Raw genomic sequence first — 21,810 nt, forward strand, 5'->3', positions numbered from 1 at the left:
ACCCGTACGGGTGTTCGTTGTCAAGCCTCGGTAAGGTGCCGGCGATGGCTGCTCCGTTCCGGTACCGCTGCAGCTCGTGCGGCAACCTCACCCGTTTCGACGTCGTGCGCTCCACGCGCACCAGCGCGTTCCACCACTACACCACCGGTGGTGAGCTGACCGTCGAGGAGCCGGTGGTGCTCGACGATCGCGTCGAGTCGGTGACCTGCCGGTGGTGCGGGCCGAGCGGTGTCGTCGAGATGGTCGTCGAAGCGCTCGACGAGGCCGACGGGTGATCGCTGACTCACCGCGCGATGTGCCCGACGTGCCGGTCGAGGTGCTCCGCGCGGCGCTGGAGCTCGTGGTCGAGGTGCTGCGCCACGACCAGCGCCAACCCGGCGCGGCGCCCGTCTCGCTCGCCATCCGCCAGGCGCTCCAGGCCAGGCGGCTCACCAAGAACCACCTCATCGCGATGCGCAAGGTGGTCGTCAGCGATCCCGAGCTGAGAGCACGGGTCGCCACCGTCGCCGACATCGACCTGGTCGGCGCAGCCGGCTTGGCGTGGCTGCACCGCGGACCCGGATGGGAGGACTCCGTGCGTGCCGCCGCCGAGGTCCAGACCGCCGCCGAGCGCGACGAAGCCCGCACCGCCGAACTGGAGTCCGGCCTGAACGCCGAGCAGCGCCGGCGTGAGGGGGCCGAGCAACGCGCCGCGCGTGCCGAGGCGAGGCTCGCCGGGCTCGAGGCCGACCTCGCTCGCGAGCGGGCCCAACGCAGCGACACCCGTGAGCTGGAGCGGGCCCACGAGCAGGCTGTCACCACCCTGCGCCGGGAGATCGAGGGGCTCACCGCCCGGGCCCAGCGCGCGGAAGAGGCGGCGCAGAGCGCGGTGCGCTCGGCCGAGCTGGCCAGGTCGGAGCGGGGCGACCTGCAGGCGGCGCTCAGCGCGGCCGAGGGTGTCCGCGACCGGGCCCTCGCCGACCGTGCCGGCGACGAGGAGCATCTCGCCCACCCGCCGCGCGACGACGGTGCCGTCGTGCGCGCCGGTGCGGCGGCCGGGCTGGGCGACGCGATCCGCAGCGTCCGCCAGCTCGCCGACGCGCTAGAGCGCGTCGCGGTGGTGCTCGGCGGCAGCGCCGACCCGGGCATCGCCGGCAACGTGACGGCGGTTGGCGCAGACGACGGCGGGGCGGGGTCGGCGCCGGTGCCGTCACCGCGCCCGGCGCGGCGCAAGCCGCTCGCGCTGCCCGGCGGTGTGGCCGCGGGTTCGGTCGAGGCCGCACGGGCCCTGGTGCGGGCTCCCGACGTCGAGGTGGTCGTCGACGGCTACAACGTCGCCAAGCTGGGCTGGCCGGCGCTCGACCTTGCCGCCCAGCGCGAGCAGTGCATCCTCGCCGGCGAGGAGCTTGCGCGCCGCTACGGCTGCCGGGTTCTGGTGGTGTTCGACGGCCAGACGGTGGCCGGTGCCGCGGCGTCGGGGCGCCGCTTGGTGCGCATCGTGTACTCGCCCGCGGGGGTCATCGCCGACGACGTCATCCGCGACGAGGTGGCCGCGCTCCCGAGCAGCCGGCCGGTGGTGGTGGCCACCAACGACGCCGAGCTGGCCGAGTCGGTGCGCAGGTACGGTGCGAACCGGATCACCAGCCAGCAGCTGCTCGCCGTCGCCTGTCGCTGACGCCGTCGACGTCGCGGCTCAGCTGGCATCCTGTGGCGATGAGCGCGCCGGATGCGTACACGTTGGGTCTGCACGAGCTGGGGGAGGGTTGCCTCGCGTATCTCCAGCCCGACGGGAGCTGGGGGTGGTCCAACGCCGGGCTCGTCGTCGGCGAGGGGGCGTCGCTGCTCGTCGACACGTTGTTCGACCTACGGCTCACCGCCGAGATGCTCGCCGAGATGGCTCCGCACACGCGGGCGGCGCCGATCGCCACGCTCGTCAACACCCACGCGAACGGTGATCACTGCTACGGCAACCAGCTCGTCGACCGGGCCGAGATCATCGCCACCGCCGCCGCCGCCCACGAGATGACCGAGGTGCCGCCGGCGATGCTGGCCGCGCTCAACCACGCCGAGGGAGAGGTCGGTGACCTGTTCCGCGGCTTCTTCGGCGCGTTCGACTTCGACGGCATCGAGGTGCGCCTGCCGACGCGCACGTTCGAGGGTCGCCTCGACGTCGAAGTCGGTGGCCGGGCGATCGAGCTGATCGAGGTCGGCCCGGCGCACACGCAAGGAGACCTGCTGGTGCACGTGCCCGACGCGAAGACGGTGTACACCGGCGACATCTTGTTCATCGGCGGCACCCCGATCGTGTGGGCCGGCCCGCTGTCCAACTGGGTGGCGGCCTGCGACCTGATGCTCGGCATGGACGTCGAGTCGGTCGTGCCGGGGCACGGCCCGCTCACCGACAAGGCCGGGGTCGTCGCGGTGCGCGACTACCTCACGTTCGTCGACGAGCAGGCGACGCAGCACTTCCGGGAGGGCATCGACGCGTTCGAGGCGGCGCGCGACATCGCGCGCGAGATGGGCGTCTCCCACGTCGGAGGGTTCGACCGTTGGGGCGAGTTCGGCCGGATCACCGTCAACGTCGAGACCGCCTACCGCCATCTCGACCCCGCGCACCAGAGCCCCGACGTGGTCGAGCAGTTCCGTCGCATGGCCGCCCTCGACCACCCTCGCTAGGTTCGCTCGGCCCGCTTGCGAACCGACCAGCGGACGGCCAGCACCCAACCCACGGCGACCGAGGTGGCGAAGATGATCCACTGGATCGCGTACGACAGGTGAGGCCCGTTGCCGAGCTCGGGCTCGGGCACCGGGATCGGCAGGTCGCCCTCCGCCGGCTGCGACGCGATCAGATCGACGTACATCGGTACCACCGGCGCGTCGAGCTGGCGGGCCAGGCGCTCGATGTCGATCCGGAGCACCTCGGCGAGGGTGCCCTCCGCCGGGTCGCTCAGCTGGCCGAGGCTGCGTTCCTGCGAGACGCGCAGGCGCCCCTCGACGACCACGGTCCCCTCCGGTGGAGGCGGTACCGCCGCGGCGAGCGGCACGAAGCCGCGGTTGACGAGCAGCAGCCGGCCGTCGTCGAGGACCAACGGGGTGACCACGTTCTGGCCGGCCTGACCACCCTGGCTGCGGTTGACGACGATCACCTGGGCGGCGGTGTCGTAGGTGCCCGACGCAATGGTCGTGTACCACTCCAGCGCGTCGAGCGCGTCGTCGCCGGGGACCGGCTCTTCGCCGGGGAGCAGCTCTTCGACGGGTCTGGTGGCGACCGCGCTGCGCGCTTCGACCGCGGCGTTCAGCTGCTGGCGTTCGTCGAGACGGCGGAACTGCCAGAGCGACAGGTTCACCATCAACACGATGCCGGCGAGGCACAGCAGGTGGAACGCGAGCCAGCGAGGGCGGAGCAAGAACTTGTACATGGTGAAGGGGGGTCGAACCGTACCGACGTCGGGGCCAACGTACTGCGCTCGGGCGTGTGCAACGCTGGCGCGGTGCCGGACGAGCTGCCCGACTTCCACATCCCGCACAGCGAGAAGATCGAGTGGATGATCGAGACCAACGGCTGGGCGATCGAAGCTGTGCCGGCGCGCCCCGATCTCGACCCACCGTTCCCGGGCTACTCGTACACGATCGGATTCGAGGACGCGTTCGGCTTCCCCGACGTGGCGCTGTTCGGGCTGACGCCCGTCGCCAGCCGGGGGATGTTCGACCTCGTCGCCTCGCTGCTCGGCGGAGGAACCGAGATCCCCCTCGGCGTCGCCGTCGTCGGGCTGCTCGACAACGACCTGCGCTGCGCGTTCGCCCCGCTCGACATGGCGCGGTGGGGTCAGCTGTTCACCACCGCGGTTTCCTGGCAGCGGCGCTCACGACGGCCCGCCGATGGCGTGTCGATGGTGCAGCTGCTGTGGCCGGACCGCGACGGCTGGCTGCCGTCGGAGGCCGGGTTCGACCGTCGCCTGCGCTTCGCGCAGCCGGTGATCGGCTCGCTGGCGAGCGCCGACGACGGCGCGGGCGCGACCGGGGCGGATTGAGGCGCACGTGCACCAGGTGAGCGGCCCCGCCGTGCAGCGAGCCCAGCGCGTGCTCGACACCTGGGTGCGCCCGGCGGTCACCGCGCGTGCCGTCGAGTTCGACGTCGCCGCCACCGCGGAGTGGTTCGATCCGGTGCCGTTCATCGAGGCGCGGGATGCGCCCGTCGAGGCGTTCCGAGTGGGTGATCGCTGGGGTCGCCCGTGGCACACGCGCTGGTTCCGTTTGCGAGCCGTCGCGCCCGAGGCACGCGGCGGAACGCTCGTCGCCCACGTCGACCTCGGCTTCAGCGGCCGCGCCGACGGCTTCCAGGTGGAGGGCCTCGCCTACGTCGACGGCCGGATCGTGCACGGCGTGCAGCCCGACCGTCGCCTCGTCCGCGTCGGCGAGCACATGCCGGGATCTCCGGTTGAGGTGTGGGTGGAGGCGGTGGCGATACCGATGCTCGCCGGCCCGGTGTTCGGGTACGAGCCGACGCTGCTCGGCGACCCGGCGACGGCACCGGCGCACCCGCTGTACACGTTGCGCCGCGCCGAGCTGGCCGTGCTGGAGCCCGAGGTGCAGGCACTCGCCGTCGAGTTGCACGCTCTGATCGACCTCGTGATCGTGCTCGACGCGGACGACCCGCTGCGGGCCCGGGCGTTCCGCGCGCTCGACCACTGCCTGCTCGCCCTGGACCGCGGCGATGTCGCCGCCACCGCGCCGGCGGCGCGCGCCGCGCTGGCGCCGGTCTTCGATGTCGGTGCGGCACCCGGTGCCCATCGCCTCGTCGCCACCGGCCACGCCCACCTCGACACGGCGTGGCTGTGGCCGTTGCGGGAGACGCGGCGCAAGGCCGTCCGCACGTTCGCCAACGCCGTCGACCTGCTGCGCCGGCACCCCGACCACCACTTCACGCACAGCCAGGCCCAGCACTACGCCTGGGTGGCCGAGGACGCGCCGGAGCTGTTCGCCGAGGTGCAGGCGCTGGTGCGCGAAGGCCGGTGGGAGCCGGCGGGTGGGATGTGGGTGGAGACCGACCTCAACCTGCCCTCCGGGGAGAGCCTCGTGCGCCAGCTCGTCCACGGCCAGCGCGCATTCGCAGAGTGGTTCGACCTCACGTGCCCCGGCGGGTTCCTGCCCGACGACTTCGGCTACCCGGCCAGCCTGCCCCAGCTACTCGCCGGCGCGGGATGCAGATGGTTCTTCACGCAGAAGCTGAGCTGGAACGACACGAACCGCTTCCCCCACCACACGTTCTGGTGGGAGGGCATCGACGGCACCCGCGTGCTGAGCCACTTCAGTCCGATAGACACGTACAACGCCCGGCTCGCCCCGGCCGAGCTACGCGGGGCCGCGCGGCGGTTCGCCGACCATGCCGGGGCGTCGAGCTCGCTCGTCTGCTTCGGCCACGGCGACGGCGGGGGCGGTGCCACCGACACGATGCTCGCCCGCGCCAGGCTGAGCGCGAACTGGCAGGGCACACCCGCGGTGCGCATCGGCTCCGCCGACGGCTTCTTCGCCGAGACGCTCGCCGAGTACGGCGACGACGCTCCGGTGTGGGTGGGCGAGCTATACCTGGAGAAGCACCGCGGTACGTACTCCAGCCAGGTGGCGACGAAGCAGGGCAACCGCCGGTGCGAGCTGGCCCTCCACGAGGCCGAGCTGTGGAGCGCGTCCGCCGGTGCCGGCCGCTGGCCCGGCGCCGAGCTCGGCGCGCTGTGGCGCGAGGTGCTCACCCAGCAGTTCCACGACATCCTGCCCGGTTCGTCGATCGCGTGGGTGCACCAAGACGCCGAAGCTGCGCACGCGCGCGTCGCCGCCGCGGCCGAAGAGCTCGTCGCGACGGCCCTCGGCGCGTCGGCGGCCCTCGGCGCGTCGGGGGCCGCGGCGGCCGGGGCCGAGTGGGTGGTGAACCCCGCGCCGGTGCGCGCCGGCGGCGTCGTCGACGTGGGTGGCAAGGCGGCGTGGGTGGACGTCGCGGCCTTCGGGGCATCCGAGCTGGGGTCGAGCGGCGAGCTGCCAGATGGTGTCGAGCCCGTCGTCGTCGCGGATCGTTGCATACGCAACGGAATCGTCGAGCTCGTCTGGGACGGCGACGGACGCGTGGTGTCGTTGCGGCACCTCCCCTCCGGCCGGGAGGTGCTACCCGTCGGTTCGGCTGCCGGCACGCTCGTGCTGCGGCGCGATCATCCGGCCGAGTACGACGCCTGGGACATCGACGAGACCGACACGCGTGGTGCCGGCGAGGAGCTGATCCCGTGCTCGTGGGAGGTGGTGGAGTCCGGTCCGCTCCGCGCTCTCGTCGTCACCCGGTTCCGCACCGAGCAGTCGACCTTCGAGCTACGCACGAGCGTGGTCGCCGGGTCGGCGCGGGTCGATCACCACCTCAGCGCGAGCTGGCACGAGGACGAGCGCCGGCTGCAGTCGGTGTTGCCCGTCGACGTGCTCGCTCGCTCGGCGACCTGCGGGATCCAGTTCGGACACGTGCAGCGGCCGCGCCATGCGAACACCACGTGGGATGCCGCCATGTTCGAGGTGTGCGCCCATCGGTACGTGCACGTCGGTGAACCCGGCTTCGGCGTCGCCGTGCTGGCCGACGGCCCGCGTGGTTACGACGTGCGCGGCCCGGCGCTGGCGCTGACCCTGCTCCGCGCCGCGCGCTATCCGGACCCGTCGGCCGACCGCGGGCAGCGTGACCTGCACTGGTCGTGGTGGGTGCACGACGGCGACCCGTTCGACGCCGGGATCGAGACCGAGGCCCACCGCCTCGCGCACCCCGTTCGCGTCGTCGCCGGACGGCCGGTGACGACGGCGCCGATCGTCGACTGCGCGGTGCCCGGCGTGCTCGTCGGCGCCGTGAAGCGGGCCGAGGACGGCTCCGGCGACCTCGTCGTCCGGCTGTGGGAGACGAGAGGCGCCCGCACCACGGGTCACCTCACCTGGCGTGACGGCGCGGCATCGGTCGTCGAGTGCGACCTGCTGGAGCGCCCGCTGGCGCCCCTCCAGCTCGGCCCGGAAGGCACGGTGGCGATCGCGATGCGCCCGTTCCAGGTGCTCACCCTGCGCGCCCGCTGATCGGCTTCACCGTTCGGGGATGGTCGGGCTCCGCTCTTCGATCGCCCAACCGATGCCGTGGGCAGGCAGCAGGTCGAGGAACGGCTCGGCGGGGAACGCCTCCGGCCCGAGCACGCCGGCGTCCTCCCAGATGCCCTCGGCGAGCAGCTCGAGCGCGACCACCGGGTGCACCGCCGTCTGCCAGACGACGGCCTGGTGACCCCACTCGCGCATCGTCCAGTCGTTGTCGACCACCTGGTACAGGTACGCCTCACGCGGTGAGCCGTCGAGGCGGCCCGTGCCGCGCACGAGGACTCCCGCGCAGGTGCGCCCCCGCATCCGGTCGCCGAGCTCGGACGGGTTCGGCAACGCGCTCGCGACGACGTCACGAGGCGCCACCTCGACGTCGCGCACCCTCAGCGGCCGGGTGCTGTCGAGGCCCAGCTTGTGCAGGGTCCGCAGGACGTCGATGAACTCCTCGCCGAGGCCGTACTTGAACGTCACCCGGCCGACGTCGAGCCAGCAGGGCATCAGGACGACCTCTTCGTGCTCGACGTTCACGCACTCGATGGCACCGATGCCCTCCGGGAAGGTGAAGTGCTCGGGCTCGCTGAACGGCTCGGTGGTGAACCACCCGCGGTCGCGCTCGTAGACGATCGGCGGGTTGAGGCACTCCTCGATCGTGGTCCAGATGGAGAACGTCGGAGCGAAGCCGTGCCCGTCGATGACGAGGTCGCCTCCGTCGCGCACGCCCACCTCCTGCACGGTCGCGAACAGGTTGTCGCAGGCGTAGCGGGCGAAGACGTCCGACAGGCCGGGTTCGACGCCCATCGCGACGAGAGCGAGCTGGTCGCGCTCGGCCCACTTGTCGCTGACCGCCAGTTGCTCCGACCCGAGCAGGACGCCGACGTGGGTGGTGGGTTTGGTCGGATGCGGCTGCGACATGTGCATCGCCATGTCGAGGTAGTGGCAGCCGGCCTCGAAGGCACCGTCGAAGAGCGCGGGGTTGAGCCGTGGATCGCAAGCGTTGACGAGCACGTCGGCGCGCACCGAGCGGGCCAGCTCGGCCACGTCCAGAGGGTCGGAGGCGTCGACGCGCGTCGAGGAGATGCGAACGTCGCCGGTGCGGTGCGCGGCACGTTCGGCCCGGCCGGCGTCGACGTCGGCGACGACGAGCTGTTCGACGAACCCCCTGCGCGCGGCGATCGACACGATCGCCGACCCGACGCCGCCCGCACCCACGACGAGAATGCGCATGCACCGTCCACGCTAGTCGCGGCCTCGCGAGTCGCTTTCCGGCGACCGGGCAGCCACGTCTGGCGCAGCAGCGACTCTGCCGGCTGCTACACCGCGAAGGCCCGGCGGGTGGCGCCGGTGGGCACCAGACGGGCGATGCGCCGGGCCAGGTACGGCGAGAAGAAGCCGCGATAGCGAAGCTGCAGGTCGGGCAGGGTCCAGTCCTCGCCGGTGACCTTGCCCCTGCAGTTGCCCGCACCGCAGTGGCACTCCCGCTCGCCGAACGCCGAGGCGTTGCTCATCGCCGGGTCGTAGGTGAGCACCTCGCCGGCCGAGATGTCGCGCATCGCCACCACCATCGTCGCCCCGGACATCCCGCAGTTCGGCTCGCAGGAGTGGCCGACGCCGACTTCTCCGTTGCCGTCGCCGTTGTCGTCTCCGGCGACGAGGAAGAGGTCGTCGTCGAGCTGGATGGCCGGCGAGCGACGCCCGCCGTCGGAGCGGTCGAGTTGCTCGGCCTCGGCGCGGGTGACGACGAAGCCACCGAACACGGCCACGGTCTCGCCGGCGGCGATCGCCGCGGTGGCGACGCACGTCGATTGCGCGGCGTCGTCGGAGCCGGGGATGCGGCGCAGTTCGGCCTTCGGGGTGAGGAAGTTCGCGTGCATCGTCGGCCAGCATGGCGGGGCCCCACCTCTGCCGTCTACTGCTTGATCGATCAGCCGACCCTGACGGCCCCGTCAGTCAACTCGTCCCCGCGCCCCCCTCGCGTTCTCGGTCGGATTTGTGACACATAGCGCGACTGATCCGACCGAGAATGCTGGGCGGCGGGCGGGCTGGTACCTTCGCCGGGCGGACGCGTGACCGCGAGTGATCGAAGTGGGGGCTCCTCGATGACTAACTGGAACTTCGCCGACGTGTACGAGGCGATCGCGGCCGTGGTGCCGGATCGACCGAGCCTCTTCCACGGGGACCAGGTGGTGAGCTGGGGCGAGCTCGACCGCCGGGCGAACGCTCTCGCCGCCGATCTCCTCGACGCCGGCCTCACCCACCAGAGCAAGGTCGCCGCGTACCTCTACAACTGCCCGGAGTACCTGGAGACCTACGTCGCCGCGTTCAAGGCGGGCTTGGCGCCGGTGAACACGAACTACCGCTACGGGCACGACGAGATCGTCTACCTGTTCGACAACGCCGACGCCGAAGCGGTGGTGTTCCACGCCGCGTTCTGCGACCTCGTCGAGCGGGTGCGTCACGAGTTGCCGAAGGTGAAGCGGTGGTACTGCGTCGCCGACCAGACCGGAGGGGTCCCCGAATGGGCCACCGACTACGCGCAGGTCGCCGGCCGCCAGGTGGACGGTGCGGTGCGGGGACCGTGGGGTCGCAGCGGTGACGACCTGTTGCTGTTGTACACCGGCGGCACCACAGGGATGCCGAAGGGCGTGATGTGGCGCCAGGACGACCTGTTCAACGTGCTCGGTGCGGGGGGTCAGCCCTTGCTCGGCGTCGCTCCCGCGGCCGACCTCGACGAGCTCGTATCGCGGATCGCGGACGGCAGCGTCACCCCCCGCGTCCTGCTCTCCGCCTGCCCCCTGATGCACGGCACCGGCCAGTTCTCCGCGCTCATCACGTTGAACCTCGGCGGCTCGGTCGCGACGCTCACGTCGCGGCACTTCGACGTCGACGAGCTGCTGTCGACCGTCGAGCGACGCGGGGTGCACAGCATGGCCATCGTCGGCCAGGCGTTCGCCGGGCCGATCCTCGAGCGCCTCGACGCCGACCCCACCAGGTTCGACCTGTCGAGCCTCTCGCTGATGTCGTCGTCGGGCGTCATGTGGAGCCAGGAGAACAAGGCGGGCCTGCTGCGCCACCTGCCCCAGGTGATGCTGTTCGACTCGTTCGGGTCGTCGGAGGCCGTCGGGATGGGCGGCTCGGTGAGTGCCGCCGGCGAGGCCAGCCAGACGGCCAAGTTCCAACTCGGGCCGAATTGCGCGGTGTTCGGCGACGACGGCAAGCGGGTGGAGCCGGGTTCGGGCGAGATCGGCCTCGTCGCCGTCGGCGCGCTGATCCCCGTCGGCTACTACAAGGACGAGGAGAAGACCGCCCGCACGTTCCGCACGTACGAGGGCCGCCGGTGGAGCGTGCCCGGGGACTGGGCCGAGGTGCTCGCCGACGGCACGCTCGTGCTTCTCGGGCGGGGATCGGTGTGCATCAACACCGGCGGCGAGAAGGTGTTCCCCGAAGAGGTCGAGGAGGCGCTGAAGCAGCACGCCTCCGTGCGCGACGCGGTCGCGGTGGGCATCCCCGACGAGCGCTTCGGGGAGACGATCTGTGCCATCGTCGAACCTGCCGAAGGGGCGACGCTCGTGTTGGAGGAGCTCAGCGCCTACGTGAAAGAACGCCTCGCGGCGTACAAGGCGCCGCGGCACCTCGTCGTCGTCGAGACCATCGGCAGGGCTCCGAACGGCAAGGTCGACTACCGGGGCCTGAAAGATCTCGCTGCGGACCAACTCGGCATCGGGTAGCGTTTCGCCCGACGCATCACGAGCGACCCGCGAGGGTCCGGCAACCGGGGTCGGAAGCCCCACGGTGCCTTCCCACCGCCTGGCGACAGGCGCCAAGGGGATGTGGCCCTTCCAGACGGGGCAACGAAGCTTCCGGCTCGTGAGACGTCGCCGATAGACGCCGACTGCACGAGAGGAGGAAGCGCTGGAACCCGCACCCGTGACCGGCGCGTGGCGAGACGGCGATCCTGCGGGACGACGCCAGTTCTTCCGGGCGGCGACCGATCATCCGTTCGCGCTCGAAGGCGGGGCGACGTTGCGTGAGGTGCAGGTCGCGTACGAGACGTGGGGTCAGCTCGACTCGAGCGGCTCCAACGCGGTGCTGCTCTGCCATGCCTGGACGGGCGACAGCCATGCCGCCGGCCCCGCGTACACCGGGCACCCGACGCCTGGCTGGTGGGAGGGGATGATCGGCCCCGGCCTGTACATCGACACGAACCGCTGGTTCGTCGTCTGCTCCAACGTGCTCGGCGGATGCCAGGGCACCACTGGGCCGGCATCGGCGCATCCCGACGACGGCCGCCCGTACGGGTCGCGCTTCCCGGTGATCACCGTGCGCGACATGGTGCGCATGCAGGCCAGGCTCGCCGATCACCTCGGCATCGCGTCCTGGCATTCGGTGGTCGGCGGGTCGATGGGTGGCATGCAGGTGCTCGAGTGGGGCATCGCGTTTCCCGATCGGGTGCGCTCACTGGTGCCGATCGCCACCTGCGCGCAGGCCACCGCGCAGCAGATCGCCTGGGGGGCGATCGGGCGTCGCGCGATCCGCCTCGACCCTCGCTGGCGTGGCGGCGACTACTACGACGCCGAACCCGGCGACGGCCCCCACGAAGGGCTCGAGGTGGCGCGCATGGTCGCGCAGGTGACGTTCCGCAGCGACAACGTGTTCACCGATCGTTTCGGGCGTGAGCTCGCCGACGGGGCGAACCTGCACGACGGTTTCGGTCTGTGGCAGCGGTTCGAGGTGGAGCGCTATCTCGACTACCACGGAGACAAGCTGGTGCGCCGGTTCGACACCAACAGCTACCTGGTGATCGGCAAGGCGATGGACCTTCACGACATCGGCCGCGGCCGTGGCGGCGTCGCTGCGGCATTGGCGCGCGTGCGGGTGCCCTGCCTGACCGTCGGTGTGTGGAGCGACATGCTGTACCCCACGTACCAGCAGCACCAGATCCGCGACATGCTGGTCGACGGGGGAGCGCCCTGCGATTACGTCGAGGTCGACTCGCCGCACGGGCACGACGCGTTCTTGATCAACCTCGACCAGGTGGGTGAACCGGTGGCGACGTTCCTGGAGCAGGTGGCGAAGGGCTGAGCCGGGTCAACGCGTCGATCCGGGGCACGGCGCGTGAGCTGTCGGGGATGCGCAGCACCACCCGCTGACGCTCGGCCTCGAGCAGCCACAGCGCACGCCGCTTGGGCGGATTCGGGCTGCGCACCTCCACCGAGTACCTGCCGCTCATCGAGTTCGGGATCAGACCCCGGGTCGCCAGCACGACGGAGTTCCCGTCGACGTGGCCGCGCATCTCCCGCCACCGGCCCTGCGGCGCATCCTGGCCGAGCCGCTGGACCCGGCAGGTGAAGCGCTCGCCGTCCTTGCTGACCCAGTGCGGTTCGATGCGCAACGCCACCCACGCCAGCAGCCCGCACACCGCGAGGGCGGCGATCAGCCACAGCGTGTCGACGGACATGCCCCCAGTCTGTCGTCTCGTTCCGCGTGTCGTCGGCAGGTGGACGTGCGAGACTGCTGCACCGTGACCACCTTGGTGCGCTCCCTCGTTGCGCGTGCAACCGCATGTGCCGGAGCGGTCACGGTGCTGGTCGTCTGGGCGTCGGCGGCCACGGCGTCGGCGCAAGAGCTCGACACCGAGTCGGTCGGCGACTCCGGGGCGACGACGACGGTTCGCCTCGTCGTGGCCGCCCTCGCGGTTCTCGGCGTGCTGCTCGCCCTCTTCACCGTGTGGTTCTGGCGAGCGACGCGCCCAGAGCACACCGCGCTCGGGCCGTTGGAGGTGATGGGCGAGCGCCGCTTCGCCCGCCTCGGGGCGCTCGAGCGCCAGCAACGACTGGACGCTGCCCGGCCGGAGGGCGCTGAGCCCGAGCGTGCCCGATCGGTGGTCGTCGCCGCCGAGCGTGATCGCCTGCTGGCGAGCGAGCTGCAAGAGATCGTCGAGGCGACGCCGGAGGGTTTCGACGACCTCGACCTGGAGCCGGTGCCGGACATGTCGCCGCGGCCGGAGGGCAAGTCCGAAGCTGACCCCCTCGTCGACTTCTGAGCGGCTTCGTCGCCGCGGTGGCGCCGCCGCGCTGCTCCGAGGCAGGCCCGGATTCCGCATCGTGACTCGGGGCCGACGGCGGTACCTTGGATCCTCATGGCCAAGCTCGACACCGATGCGATGATCGCCCGCTTCCGTGAGCGCGCCGCGGCGGTGAAGCGCCGCCCGCTTCCGCCCGTCGCCGGCGAGGAGCGCCAGAACTTCATCGAGCAGGCTCAGCTCGACTTCCAGGACTTCGCGATCATCGCCGATGCCGTGGCCACGGTGGAGGACGGGGTGCTCGTCCTGCGGGTGGACCTCCGTCCGCCCGAGGAACGGGGATGAGCGCCGCGCCGGCCGTCGCGCGAGGCACGCCGCGCTCGGGCGAGCTCGTGGCGGACTCACGCCTGCCGCTCGTCGCGAGCGCCATCGCCGTGTTCTTCTGGGGGCTCGGGCCGCTCATCGTGGTGGGCATCACGGCGAGCACGCAGACGATCGTGCTCTACCGGATGCTGCTCGGCATCCCGGTGATGTTCGTCGCGTCGCTGCTGTTCGGAGACCGGATCACCCGCGCCACGTTCCGCCATGCGCTCGTGCCCGGGATCCTGTTCGGCACGTCGATGATCCTCGGCTTCGCTGCCATCCGCACCACCTCGATCGCCAACGCGACGCTGATCGGAGCCCTCGTCCCCGCGGTCGTGCTGCTCGGTGCCGGGCGCCTCGTCGGCGAGCCGCCGCGCCTCGACAAGGTCCCCTTCGCCGCGCTCGCCATCGGCGGCCTGGCGCTGATGGTGCTGAGCGGGTCGGCCACCAGCGGGGCGACGCTGCGCGGCGACCTGCTGGCCGTGGTCAACCTGTTGCTGTTCACGGCCTACTTCTTGTCGGTGAAGAAGCTCCGCAACGCCGGCGTCGAGTCGTGGTCGTTCCTGGTGGCGGTGTTCGTCGTCGGCTCGGCCGTCGTCGCCCCCTGGGCACTCGCCACCGCCGACGATCTCGGCGGGTTCGGCGCCAAGGACTGGCTGCTGCTCGGCTCGATGGTGCTCGGCCCCGGCGTGGTCGGCCACGGGCTGATGACGTGGACGCAGCGGCACCTGAGCCTGACCACGTCGTCGCTGATGACCCTCGCCTCACCGGTCGTGTCCACGCTCGGCGCCTGGCTGGTGTACGACCAGCGCCTCGCCGGGCTGCAGCTCCTCGGCGCCGCCGGCGTGCTCGCCGGGCTGGTCGGGGTGGTCGTCGACTCGCGCCAACGCGTCACCGTCGCCCCCGCCGCGTCGGGCGGCGAACCGCTCGTCGGCTGACCCGCAACGCCGCGACGGCCGACCTGATCGCCTTGTCCGGTCGGCAAGCTCGGCGGCTATCCTCACGGATCACAAACGCGGACGTGGCTCAGCTGGTAGAGCATCACCTTGCCAAGGTGAGGGTCGCGGGTTCGAATCCCGTCGTCCGCTCCACTGGGGAAGCGCCGGGGGGGGGGGGGTGGGGGGTGGGGGGGGGGGGGGGGGGGCTGGGGGGGGGGGGGGGGGGGGGGGGGGGGGGGGGGGGGGGGGGGGGGGGGGGGGCGGCGGCGGCGGCGGCGGGGGGGGGGGGGGGCGTCGGGGGGGGGGGGGGGGGGGCGGGGGGGGGGGTGGGGGGGGGGGGGGGGGGGGGGGGGGGGGGGGGGGGGGGCGGGGGGGGCGGCGGCGGGGGGGGGGGGGGGGGCGGGGGCGGCGGCGGGGGGGGGGGGGCCGGGCGGGGGGGGGGGGGGGGGGTGGGGGGGGTGGGGGGGGGGCGGGGGGGGGGGCGGGGGCGGGGGGGGGGGGGGGGGGGGGGGGGGGGGGGGGGGGCGGGGGGGGGGGGCGGGGGGGGGGGGGGGGGGGGGAGGCCGCGGCGCGGGGGTGGGGGGGGGGGGGGGGGGGGGGGGGGGGGGGGGGGGGGGGGGCGGGGGGGGGCGGGGGGGGGGGGGGGGGGGCGGGGGGGGGGGCGCGGGGGCGGGGGGGGGGGGGGGGGGGCGGGGGGGCGGGGGGGGGGGGGGGGGGGGGGGGGGGGGGCGGGGGGGGGGGGCGGGGGCGGGGGGGGGGGGGGGGGGGGGGGGGGGGGCGGGGCGGGGGGGGGGGGCGGGGGGGGGGGGGGGCGGGGGGGGGGGGGGGGGGGGGGGACCGTCGTCCGCTCCAAACGCCCTGCGGGGCCGCCGTCACGACTTCGTTCCGGTCGACGACATCCTGCACAGGATCGACCAGCTCGCCTCCACCATGACGTAGGAACGACATCTGCCAACGCCGATTTCGGCTCCGGCCGGGCGGAAGTGCGATATGTCAGTACACACGGGTGTCGTGAGATATCGCACTTCGCCGGCCGTCGCGCTCGCCAGACGCTCCGCCCCGTAAGCCCGTCCGGCCGCCGACCGTCAGGCCCCGACCGTGAACTCCGAGGTCATGCCTTGCGCGAAGTGCGGCGGTCCGGTGCCCTCTGTGACCGTGCCGTCGCTCGCGACTTCGGTGCCCGTGGGCACGAAGCAGGTGGCCAGGTAGTCGCCGGGCACGAGGTCGACGACGGCGAGGCTCGTCGCGTCCTTGTTCGCGGCGAACGTGCCGCCGACCTGCACGACGAGGGCCTGGGCCTCCTCCTCGGACAGGGCGAGGATCTCCTCCCAGGACTGCGTCACGCCGTCGGCCTTGCGCATGATCGCTATCTCATGGGCCTCTTCGCCATCGTTCGACAACAAGATGGCGGCCGTCCCGGCATCGAACTCGCTCGGCATCCCGTCGAACTCGTACTCCGACGCCGTGACCTCTGCCTTCTGGTCGAACTCGCAGTTCTCGAACATCCACGGGTCGACGGTGCTCTGGGCGGCCCCGAACTCGGGACTCTCGAACGAGGCGAAGTCACCGGTCTCCACCACCTGGCGGGCCGCGCCCGTCATCACACCGAGCGCTTCGGCCAGGTCCTCGGGAGCGTTCTCGTCGACGGCGTCGAGCAGCGGCGTGATGGTCGCCGGGTCCGGCTCGCCGCTGAACTGGGCCGTCACGCCAAGGTACGGCTCGCAGACGGCGGGGGCCGCGGCGTCGTCATCGCTGCACGCGCCGAGGACCAGCGCGGCGCAGGCGCCGAGCGCGGCCAACCCGGTGCGTCGCGTGCCGTGGCTCCGGCCGGCCGTCGGCCTGCTCGGTGTAATGGTCGTGGTACGTGTCATCGCAGCTCCTCCTCAGCACCCGCGTCAGCGGTCCTCGTTGCTTCGTGTGCGGGCTCGACGAGCGCCTCCAGCAGCCGCAGCAGGTCGAGCCGGCCCTCGAATGGCGCGTCGACGACCGGCGGCGGCTCGACGTGCACGGTGCCCGACCATCGGCCGGGCCCCGAGAACTCGATCACCAAACGCACCCGGCGAGGTTGCCCAGGAGCCCAGTGCGACGTCATCGGGGGTAACCCCGAACCTCGCGCCGGCATCGGCCTCAGGGTCGGCGCCGGTCGCCTTCTGGCGCGTTAGGGCTCGACCCTGGCGACGCTTCCGGCCCGCCACTCGATCGCCATCTCGGTCCGGGATCGCACACCGAGCTTGGCGTAGATGTGGGCAAGGTGTGATTCGACGGTCTTGACGCTGATCACGAGTGAGCCCGCGACCTCGCGGTTGGTCCGGCCGTCGGCGACGAGCTCGGCGACCGCCGCTTCGGACTTGGTCAGGGCGCGGGCGCGACCACCGGCGCGGGCGTCGACGGCGCATGCCGCGCGCTCCTGGGCACAGCGGGCGACGAATGGTGTCGCGCCGAGGTGCTCGAAGCGACTGCTCGCGGCGTCGAGGAGGTCGGCGGCGACCCGGCGCCGGCCGCGACGGCGCTCGAACGCGCCAGCGGCGAGCTCCAGCCGGGCCCTGGCGAAGGAGCCCTGGGTGGCTGCGTCCTCGGCAAGGGCGGCGGCGAACACTTCGGCGGCTGCGTCGTCGTCGCCTCGCGCCACGTGGACCGCGCTCGACGCGCGCGATGCACCGGCTCGGGCGTGGGCCCCGCCGTTGCGGGTGCGGGCGACGAGTTCGGCCAGCTCGCGGGCTGCGTCGTCGACCCGTCCGAGTCGGACGAGGGCGTCGACGAGGTCGGCGCGCCACGGTTGTGTGCCTTCCGGGAGCCCGACCGCACGCAGTGCCTCGGCCAACGGCTGCAACACCTCGACGACGGTCGCGTCGTCGTCGGCGGCGACCGCGACGCGGGCGGTGGCCGCGAGCAGCCACAGGCCCGCCGCCGCGTTTCCCGTCGCGGCCATCGCCCGCTCGGCGGCCCTAAGGTGGCGCTGCGCCTCCTCGGCGTCGCCGCGCGCCGCGAGCACCGAGGCGGCGACACCGTGGGCCATCGGGCTGGAGAGCAGTTGGCCCGAGTCGTCGAGCAACCGCGCCAGGTCGACGGCCATCGCCAGCGCCTCGTCCCATCGTCCCTGGCGGTACCAGCAGTCGGCCAGCGAGTACCGCGCGCTCGCGGCGATCAGACCCGGGCCGGTGTGGTGGTCCTCGACCAGCGGCGTCAGGAACCGCTCGGCGTCGGCGAACCGGCCGCTCCACAACGCCAGCAGGCCCCGCGCGTAGCAGACGTCTGGTCCGTTGGCGGTGGCACCCAGACGGACGGCCCACCGGGCGACCTCCTCCTCACCCGCCCGGAGGTCGCCCTGCAGGGCCCACCCCGACACCAGCATCGTCATCGCGTAGGAGGCGTCGGTGCCGGACTCGATGCTGTGCTCGAGGGCCCGCCGGGCCCACGTGATCGCTGCGTCGGCGCGCGCCGCGTTGGCCGCGATCGTGGCCAGCAGCCCGGCCACGCGAGCGGCCACGTCTGGGCCGGGGCCGGCGGCCATGGCGTCCAACAGCAGGCGCCGGGCCCCTACCTGGTCGCCATCGAGCAGGGCCAGCTCGCCGCGCACGAGGAGCTCGAGCGGCGTGCCGGGGGCGCCGGCCGTCGCCAGCAGCTCGGTGGCTGCCGCGGTGTCGCCGGCGGTCAGCAACCAGTGACAGGCCTGCAGCAGGGCGTCGCTGCGCGCCGCGCCGGGCCCGAGCAGCTCGGCGGCCAGCACGAGCAGCTCGACGGCCGACAGCTCCCATCCGTCGGCAAGTCGGGCGCGGGCGCGCCGGATGCCCTCGGCGGCGAGGTCCGGAGACGGTCCGAGGTGGGCACGCAGCTCGTGGCGGAACGCTCGGTCGGGGTCGTCGACGGCTGCCGCCGCAGCGGCATGGAGCGCCACGAGACGCGCCGGCGAGAGATCGTCCAGCACCGCCGCACGGATGAGCGGATGGGTGACGTCGACGACGCGGCGCCCGCCGCGCACCTGCATGTCGACCAGGCCGTGCTGGACGGCCTCCGACAGCGATGCGGCGAGGTCGACCGACGCCATTATGCGGTTGAGCCCGTCGAGCTCGAGGGCGCCGGCCACAGCGACGGCTGCAACGAGCTGCTCGGTCTCTGGCGCGCACGCTGAAACCCGGGCGAGCACCATCGATGCGTAGGACTGCGGGGCGGGCAGCGGTCCGAAGCCGGCGGTCAACGTGACCGGATCGAGCTCTTCCAGCAAGGTGACGGACTCCAGCGGGGAACCGCCCGTGTGGGCGTGGAAGCGTTCGGCCGCCCGAGCCGTGAGGTGGATGCCGGCGCGTACCCGCACGAGCTCGGCGAGTTCGCTGACGCACAGCGGAGCGAGACGCAGCCGGCGGCCGCGTCCGTCGCGCACGAGGCGGTGGAACTGCTCGAGGCCTGGGGCGGTCGGTCGCTGCACGATCAACAGCACAACGCTGCGGTCGTGCAGGCGGCGGATGGCGAAGGAGAGCGCATGCACGGACGCCAGGTCGGCCCACTGGGCGTCGTCGACGACGACGAGCAGCGCCCGCTCGCGACCGTGGTCCTCGGTGAGACCGAGCACGATCTCGCCGACGGCCAGCGGGTCGGGGCGGGTGCCGTCCCGATTGAGGGCTGGCGGGGAGGGGAGCCCGGCCGCGGCGGCCTCGCGGAGCACCTGGTCGACGATGCCGAAGTCGAGCTGGCGCTCGAGCTCGTCGCCACGCGCCCACAGCACGATCGCGTCGGCCGGCAGCATGGCCGCGACGGCGCGCGCCAGCGCCGACTTCCCCACACCCGGGTCGCCTTCGATCAGGACCAGCTGGGGGGCGCCGTCCAGCGCCCGTTCGACGGCGAGTTCGGCGACGGCGTGCTCCGTGGCGCGACCGACGAGCACCTCCTCATCGCGCCCCCCGCCCGCGCGCCCCCTGTCGCGGCCTGTCACTGGGGAGGGACGCTAACCGTTCGATCAGGGCCCCTGAGCCGTCCGGTGCGGGCGGAAGTGCGATATGTCAGTACAGACGGGTGTCGTGAGATATCGCACTTCGCCGGTCGGCCGGCGCGCGGGTTCAGATGACCGTGAGGTCGAAGGGCGAGACGGAGCGCAGCAGGTCGGCTGCCGCGTGGAGCGACTCCGGCGTCGGCGGTACAAGTGCCGGAGAGTGCGGGCGCGCGCCGTGGGCACGAAAGCCGATCACCTTCAGGCGCATCGAAGGGTCGACGCCGGCCAGCCACTCACCCGTGCGGCGCAGCAGGTCCGGATCGTCGTTCACCCCGGCGACCAGCAGCAGGCGCACCTCGTACAGCAGGCCGAGTTGCGCCAGGTGCTCGATGCTCGCCAGCACGTCGTCGTTGAGCTGGCCCGTCGAGCGCAGGTGGATGTCCGGGTCGAGGCACTTCAGGTCGATCATCGCCCCGTCCATCACGCCAGCGAGACGGTCCCATGTGGCGGGTGGGCACGCCCCGTTCGAGTCGACGAAGCACGTCAGCCCCGCGGTCGCCGGATAGGCCTTGATCGCCTTGAACAGCTCGTACAGGAACTCCGGCTGCTGGGTGGCCTCCCCGCCGGAGACGGTCACGCCGCGCACGAACGGCGCCGCCCGGCGGATGCGCGCGGTCAGGTCGTCGACGGTCGTCGCGAAGTGCGCGCCGTCGGCGTGGGGGATCGTCTGCGGGTTGTGGCACGCGAGGCAGTCGAAGTTGCAGCCCTGCAGGAAGACCACGAACCGGTTGCCGGGACCGTCGACGTTGCTGAACGCGATCGTGTCGGCGACGTAACCGACGTGGCCGACCGTGCCGACGACGCCGGGCGCCTTGCTCACCGCGGCGAGAGCTCGTGGGCGTGCACCCGCTTCACCGCTCGCTGCGTGAGGTGGTAGGCGTCCTCGCTGCCGGCGGCGAGGTAGTCGCTGCCGTGGCGCACCGCGCCCTGCGAGGCGATGGCGGCGAGATCGCTCTTGCGCACCAGGTAGCCGGTGATCCGTACGAACTCGTTGTCGTCGAGGTTGAACGTGAAGTCACGCATGCCGCGCTCGAACGCGCCGCGGATGATGTCGACCATCGCCTGCGGATTGCGCACGGCTGTCTCGTCGACGTGGAAGATGTCGCTCACGCCGGAGGGGAAGAAGCGGTGGTGGGGTGCGCAGGAGAGGATGTGGTCGAGCATCTGCGGCTCGTCGCCGACGGGGATGCGCGTTCCGGCGGTGACGTGGTCGTCCAAGTCGATTCCGCCCTGGCTGTGCAGGTAGCAGCGGCCCTGCCCGCCACCGCAGTACGGCATCGGCCGGGCAGCGACCAGCTCGGCGGTGCGCTCGACGATGCGTGCTGCCAGCGCGTCGGCCTCGGCGCTGTGGCCGTAGCGCACCTCGCCGCCTGCGTCGCGGCCCTCGTACTGGAGCAGCAAGTTGGTGCACTCGGCGAGGCCGAAGATGCCGAACATCGCCGAGAACCGCTCGATGTCGATGAGGCCCTCCGTGGCCAGCCAGTGGGTGTCGAAGAAGCGCTGCTGCTCGACCAGGCTGCGGATGCGGGCCTCGGCCAGCTCGGCGGTGAGCTCTACGTACTTCGCCAGCGTGGTGGCCAAGAAGTCGTCTACTCCGCCGATGTGGCGCAGCGCGACCTCTTTCAGGTTGAGTCGCACCAGCGTGTGCGCGCCGCCACCGATCTTCAGCGAGTTGTAGCAGCTCACCGCGGCGTAGGCCTCGCCGTGGTCGCCGACCATCATCGGGTGGTTGACGAAGTGCGGCTTACCGGTCTCGAACACGGTGCGCACCGCGTCTTCGACGAGATCGTCGGGCGTGATGGCCGGGTCGACCTTGAGCGTGATGTTGGGCACCGCCTGGCGCAGGCTGCGCTCTACGCGCAAGATCGAGCGGGTGATGCGGCTGTCGCCGGGGCCGAGGTCGAGGTGCGCGAACGCATCGGGCTGCATGCGGTCGATGCCGATCCACAGGCGGCGGATGCGGGCGTCGAGCTCGTCGTCGCTCATGTCGGCCGGGACGAAGCGCTCGAGCACCTTGTCGAGGTCGCCGAGGTACACGGGGTAGGTGGTGACGCTCGGGACATGCGCGTACATGATCTGCAGGAAGGCGATCGCGTCGTCGAGCGTCTGCGGCGGCGGGAGCTCGAGCCACTGCAGTCCCTGCTGCAGGGCCAAGACGTAGTCGGGGAGGATGTAGCGGGCCGTGTACGGCGCGTTGCCCTCGTACAGGTCGCAGATGACACGCTTGTCGAGCGCCTCGCAGCAGGCGTCGCTGATGTCGGGGTACGGCAGGGCTTCGACGGCGAGCGCCGCGAGACGGCGCACCTTCTGGTCGTAGCCGATGGTGCCGTCCTGGGTGAGTGCCGCCGCACGCGCCTGGAACTCGGTCATCTCCATGGGCGAATCCTACGACTTGTGCCGGCCCCGATATCGGGCCGTTGGTCCCTTGC

Annotated in this window: 19 protein-coding genes, 1 tRNA gene and 1 riboswitch; of the genes, 11 read left to right on the forward strand and 9 right to left on the reverse strand. The window is 72.5% G+C overall.

What is annotated here, in order from left to right; translation table 11 throughout:
• The first annotated feature begins 44 nt into the window (after positions 1-44).
• From IPM43_14055 to IPM43_14065, 3 genes are read left to right on the forward strand one after another with little or no spacing between them, the layout of a single operon-like run.
• Positions 45-275 carry a hypothetical protein gene (locus IPM43_14055; GenBank protein QQS24508.1) on the forward strand — a complete coding sequence of 77 codons (231 nt, stop codon included), beginning with the start codon at positions 45-47 and terminating at the stop codon, positions 273-275.
• Positions 272-1,654: an NYN domain-containing protein gene (locus IPM43_14060; GenBank protein QQS24509.1), complete on the forward strand. Its 1,383-nt coding sequence runs from the start codon at positions 272-274 to the stop codon at positions 1,652-1,654. Before IPM43_14055 ends, IPM43_14060 begins: the two co-directional genes overlap by 4 nt.
• A gap of 38 nt (positions 1,655-1,692) precedes the next feature.
• Entirely contained in the window at positions 1,693-2,655 is a 963-nt protein-coding gene (locus IPM43_14065) for an MBL fold metallo-hydrolase (GenBank protein QQS24510.1), read from the forward strand.
• Here IPM43_14065 and IPM43_14070 read toward each other — a convergent pair.
• On the reverse strand, positions 2,652-3,398 hold the full coding sequence (locus tag IPM43_14070) for an SURF1 family protein (GenBank protein QQS24511.1): 747 nt from the start codon (positions 3,396-3,398) through the stop codon (positions 2,652-2,654). The genes IPM43_14065 and IPM43_14070 overlap by 4 nt on opposite strands.
• A 72-nt stretch (positions 3,399-3,470) precedes the next feature.
• Here IPM43_14070 and IPM43_14075 point away from each other — a divergent pair, with 72 nt between their 5' ends.
• Positions 3,471-4,010, forward strand: coding sequence for a DUF4262 domain-containing protein (locus IPM43_14075; protein ID QQS24512.1), 540 nt, complete (start codon positions 3,471-3,473; stop codon positions 4,008-4,010).
• Between the two features lie 16 nt (positions 4,011-4,026).
• On the forward strand, positions 4,027-7,065 hold the full coding sequence (locus tag IPM43_14080) for an alpha-mannosidase (GenBank protein ID QQS24513.1): 3,039 nt from the start codon (positions 4,027-4,029) through the stop codon (positions 7,063-7,065).
• A gap of 6 nt (positions 7,066-7,071) precedes the next feature.
• Here IPM43_14080 and IPM43_14085 read toward each other — a convergent pair whose 3' ends face one another.
• On the reverse strand, positions 7,072-8,301 hold the full coding sequence (locus IPM43_14085; GenBank protein ID QQS24514.1) for a saccharopine dehydrogenase NADP-binding domain-containing protein: 1,230 nt from the start codon (positions 8,299-8,301) through the stop codon (positions 7,072-7,074).
• 86 nt (positions 8,302-8,387) lie between these two features.
• On the reverse strand, positions 8,388-8,948 hold the full coding sequence (locus tag IPM43_14090; GenBank protein QQS24515.1) for an SET domain-containing protein: 561 nt from the start codon (positions 8,946-8,948) through the stop codon (positions 8,388-8,390).
• A 225-nt stretch (positions 8,949-9,173) separates the two neighbouring features.
• Here IPM43_14090 and IPM43_14095 point away from each other — a divergent pair, with 225 nt between their 5' ends.
• On the forward strand, positions 9,174-10,802 hold the full coding sequence (locus tag IPM43_14095; protein ID QQS24516.1) for an acyl-CoA synthetase: 1,629 nt from the start codon (positions 9,174-9,176) through the stop codon (positions 10,800-10,802).
• 8 nt (positions 10,803-10,810) lie between these two features.
• A riboswitch (SAM riboswitch) is annotated at positions 10,811-10,940 on the forward strand.
• A 46-nt stretch (positions 10,941-10,986) separates the two neighbouring features.
• Complete coding sequence (locus IPM43_14100) at positions 10,987-12,156, forward strand: homoserine O-acetyltransferase (protein ID QQS26472.1); 1,170 nt, start codon at positions 10,987-10,989, stop codon at positions 12,154-12,156.
• On the opposite strand, the gene IPM43_14105 is transcribed toward IPM43_14100, so the two are convergent.
• On the reverse strand, positions 12,095-12,532 hold the full coding sequence (locus IPM43_14105) for a hypothetical protein (protein ID QQS24517.1): 438 nt from the start codon (positions 12,530-12,532) through the stop codon (positions 12,095-12,097). The genes IPM43_14100 and IPM43_14105 overlap by 62 nt on opposite strands.
• Before the next feature lie 63 nt (positions 12,533-12,595).
• On the opposite strand from IPM43_14105, the gene IPM43_14110 reads away from it, so the two are divergent.
• The 4 genes from IPM43_14110 (at position 12,596) to IPM43_14125 (ending at position 14,550) form a co-directional block, all read left to right on the forward strand.
• Positions 12,596-13,117 (forward strand): hypothetical protein, encoded by a 522-nt coding sequence (locus tag IPM43_14110; protein ID QQS24518.1) that lies wholly within the window; start codon positions 12,596-12,598, stop codon positions 13,115-13,117.
• Positions 13,118-13,213: 96 nt separating this feature from the next.
• Positions 13,214-13,441 carry a hypothetical protein gene (locus IPM43_14115; protein ID QQS24519.1) on the forward strand — a complete coding sequence of 76 codons (228 nt, stop codon included), beginning with the start codon at positions 13,214-13,216 and terminating at the stop codon, positions 13,439-13,441.
• A complete protein-coding gene (locus IPM43_14120) occupies positions 13,438-14,397 on the forward strand; it encodes a DMT family transporter (GenBank protein ID QQS24520.1) in 960 nt (319 codons plus the stop codon). Before IPM43_14115 ends, IPM43_14120 begins: the two co-directional genes overlap by 4 nt.
• A 77-nt stretch (positions 14,398-14,474) precedes the next feature.
• Positions 14,475-14,550: transfer RNA gene (locus IPM43_14125), tRNA-Gly, on the forward strand.
• A 932-nt stretch (positions 14,551-15,482) separates the two neighbouring features.
• Here the strand turns inward: IPM43_14125 and IPM43_14130 are convergent.
• The 5 genes from IPM43_14130 to yjjI form a co-directional block, all read right to left on the reverse strand.
• Positions 15,483-16,268: a hypothetical protein gene (locus tag IPM43_14130; GenBank protein ID QQS24521.1), complete on the reverse strand. Its 786-nt coding sequence runs from the start codon at positions 16,266-16,268 to the stop codon at positions 15,483-15,485.
• Positions 16,265-16,453, reverse strand: coding sequence for a hypothetical protein (locus tag IPM43_14135; protein QQS24522.1), 189 nt, complete (start codon positions 16,451-16,453; stop codon positions 16,265-16,267). The genes IPM43_14130 and IPM43_14135 overlap by 4 nt, the downstream gene beginning before the upstream one ends.
• A 102-nt stretch (positions 16,454-16,555) precedes the next feature.
• Positions 16,556-19,324 (reverse strand): AAA family ATPase, encoded by a 2,769-nt coding sequence (locus IPM43_14140; GenBank protein QQS24523.1) that lies wholly within the window; start codon positions 19,322-19,324, stop codon positions 16,556-16,558.
• Between the two features lie 124 nt (positions 19,325-19,448).
• The gene (locus IPM43_14145) at positions 19,449-20,201 is read right to left on the reverse strand and encodes a radical SAM protein (protein QQS24524.1); all 753 of its coding nucleotides are present in this window, start codon (positions 20,199-20,201) and stop codon (positions 19,449-19,451) included.
• Positions 20,198-21,757 carry a YjjI family glycine radical enzyme gene (gene yjjI / locus IPM43_14150; GenBank protein QQS24525.1) on the reverse strand — a complete coding sequence of 520 codons (1,560 nt, stop codon included), beginning with the start codon at positions 21,755-21,757 and terminating at the stop codon, positions 20,198-20,200. Before yjjI ends, IPM43_14145 begins: the two co-directional genes overlap by 4 nt.
• Positions 21,758-21,810: the final 53 nt, after the last annotated feature.

The sequence above is a fragment of the Actinomycetota bacterium genome, assembly GCA_016700055.1.
In the GTDB taxonomy this organism is placed as follows: Bacteria; Actinomycetota; Acidimicrobiia; order Acidimicrobiales; family Ilumatobacteraceae; genus Kalu-18.

Excerpts from the sequence above, each read along its gene's own strand:
- IPM43_14055 (QQS24508.1), top strand. The coding sequence starts at position 45 with ATGGCTGCTCCGTTCCGGTACCGCTGCAGCTCGTGCGGCAACCTCACC.
- IPM43_14065 (QQS24510.1), top strand. The coding sequence starts at position 1,693 with ATGAGCGCGCCGGATGCGTACACGTTGGGTCTGCACGAGCTGGGGGAG.
- IPM43_14070 (QQS24511.1), bottom strand. The coding sequence starts at position 3,398 with ATGTACAAGTTCTTGCTCCGCCCTCGCTGGCTCGCGTTCCACCTGCTG.
- IPM43_14085 (QQS24514.1), bottom strand. The coding sequence starts at position 8,301 with ATGCGCATTCTCGTCGTGGGTGCGGGCGGCGTCGGGTCGGCGATCGTG.
- IPM43_14090 (QQS24515.1), bottom strand. The coding sequence starts at position 8,948 with ATGCACGCGAACTTCCTCACCCCGAAGGCCGAACTGCGCCGCATCCCC.
- IPM43_14095 (QQS24516.1), top strand. The coding sequence starts at position 9,174 with ATGACTAACTGGAACTTCGCCGACGTGTACGAGGCGATCGCGGCCGTG.
- IPM43_14105 (QQS24517.1), bottom strand. The coding sequence starts at position 12,532 with ATGTCCGTCGACACGCTGTGGCTGATCGCCGCCCTCGCGGTGTGCGGG.
- IPM43_14115 (QQS24519.1), top strand. The coding sequence starts at position 13,214 with ATGGCCAAGCTCGACACCGATGCGATGATCGCCCGCTTCCGTGAGCGC.
- IPM43_14120 (QQS24520.1), top strand. The coding sequence starts at position 13,438 with ATGAGCGCCGCGCCGGCCGTCGCGCGAGGCACGCCGCGCTCGGGCGAG.
- IPM43_14130 (QQS24521.1), bottom strand. The coding sequence starts at position 16,268 with ATGACACGTACCACGACCATTACACCGAGCAGGCCGACGGCCGGCCGG.
- yjjI (QQS24525.1), bottom strand. The coding sequence starts at position 21,757 with ATGGAGATGACCGAGTTCCAGGCGCGTGCGGCGGCACTCACCCAGGAC.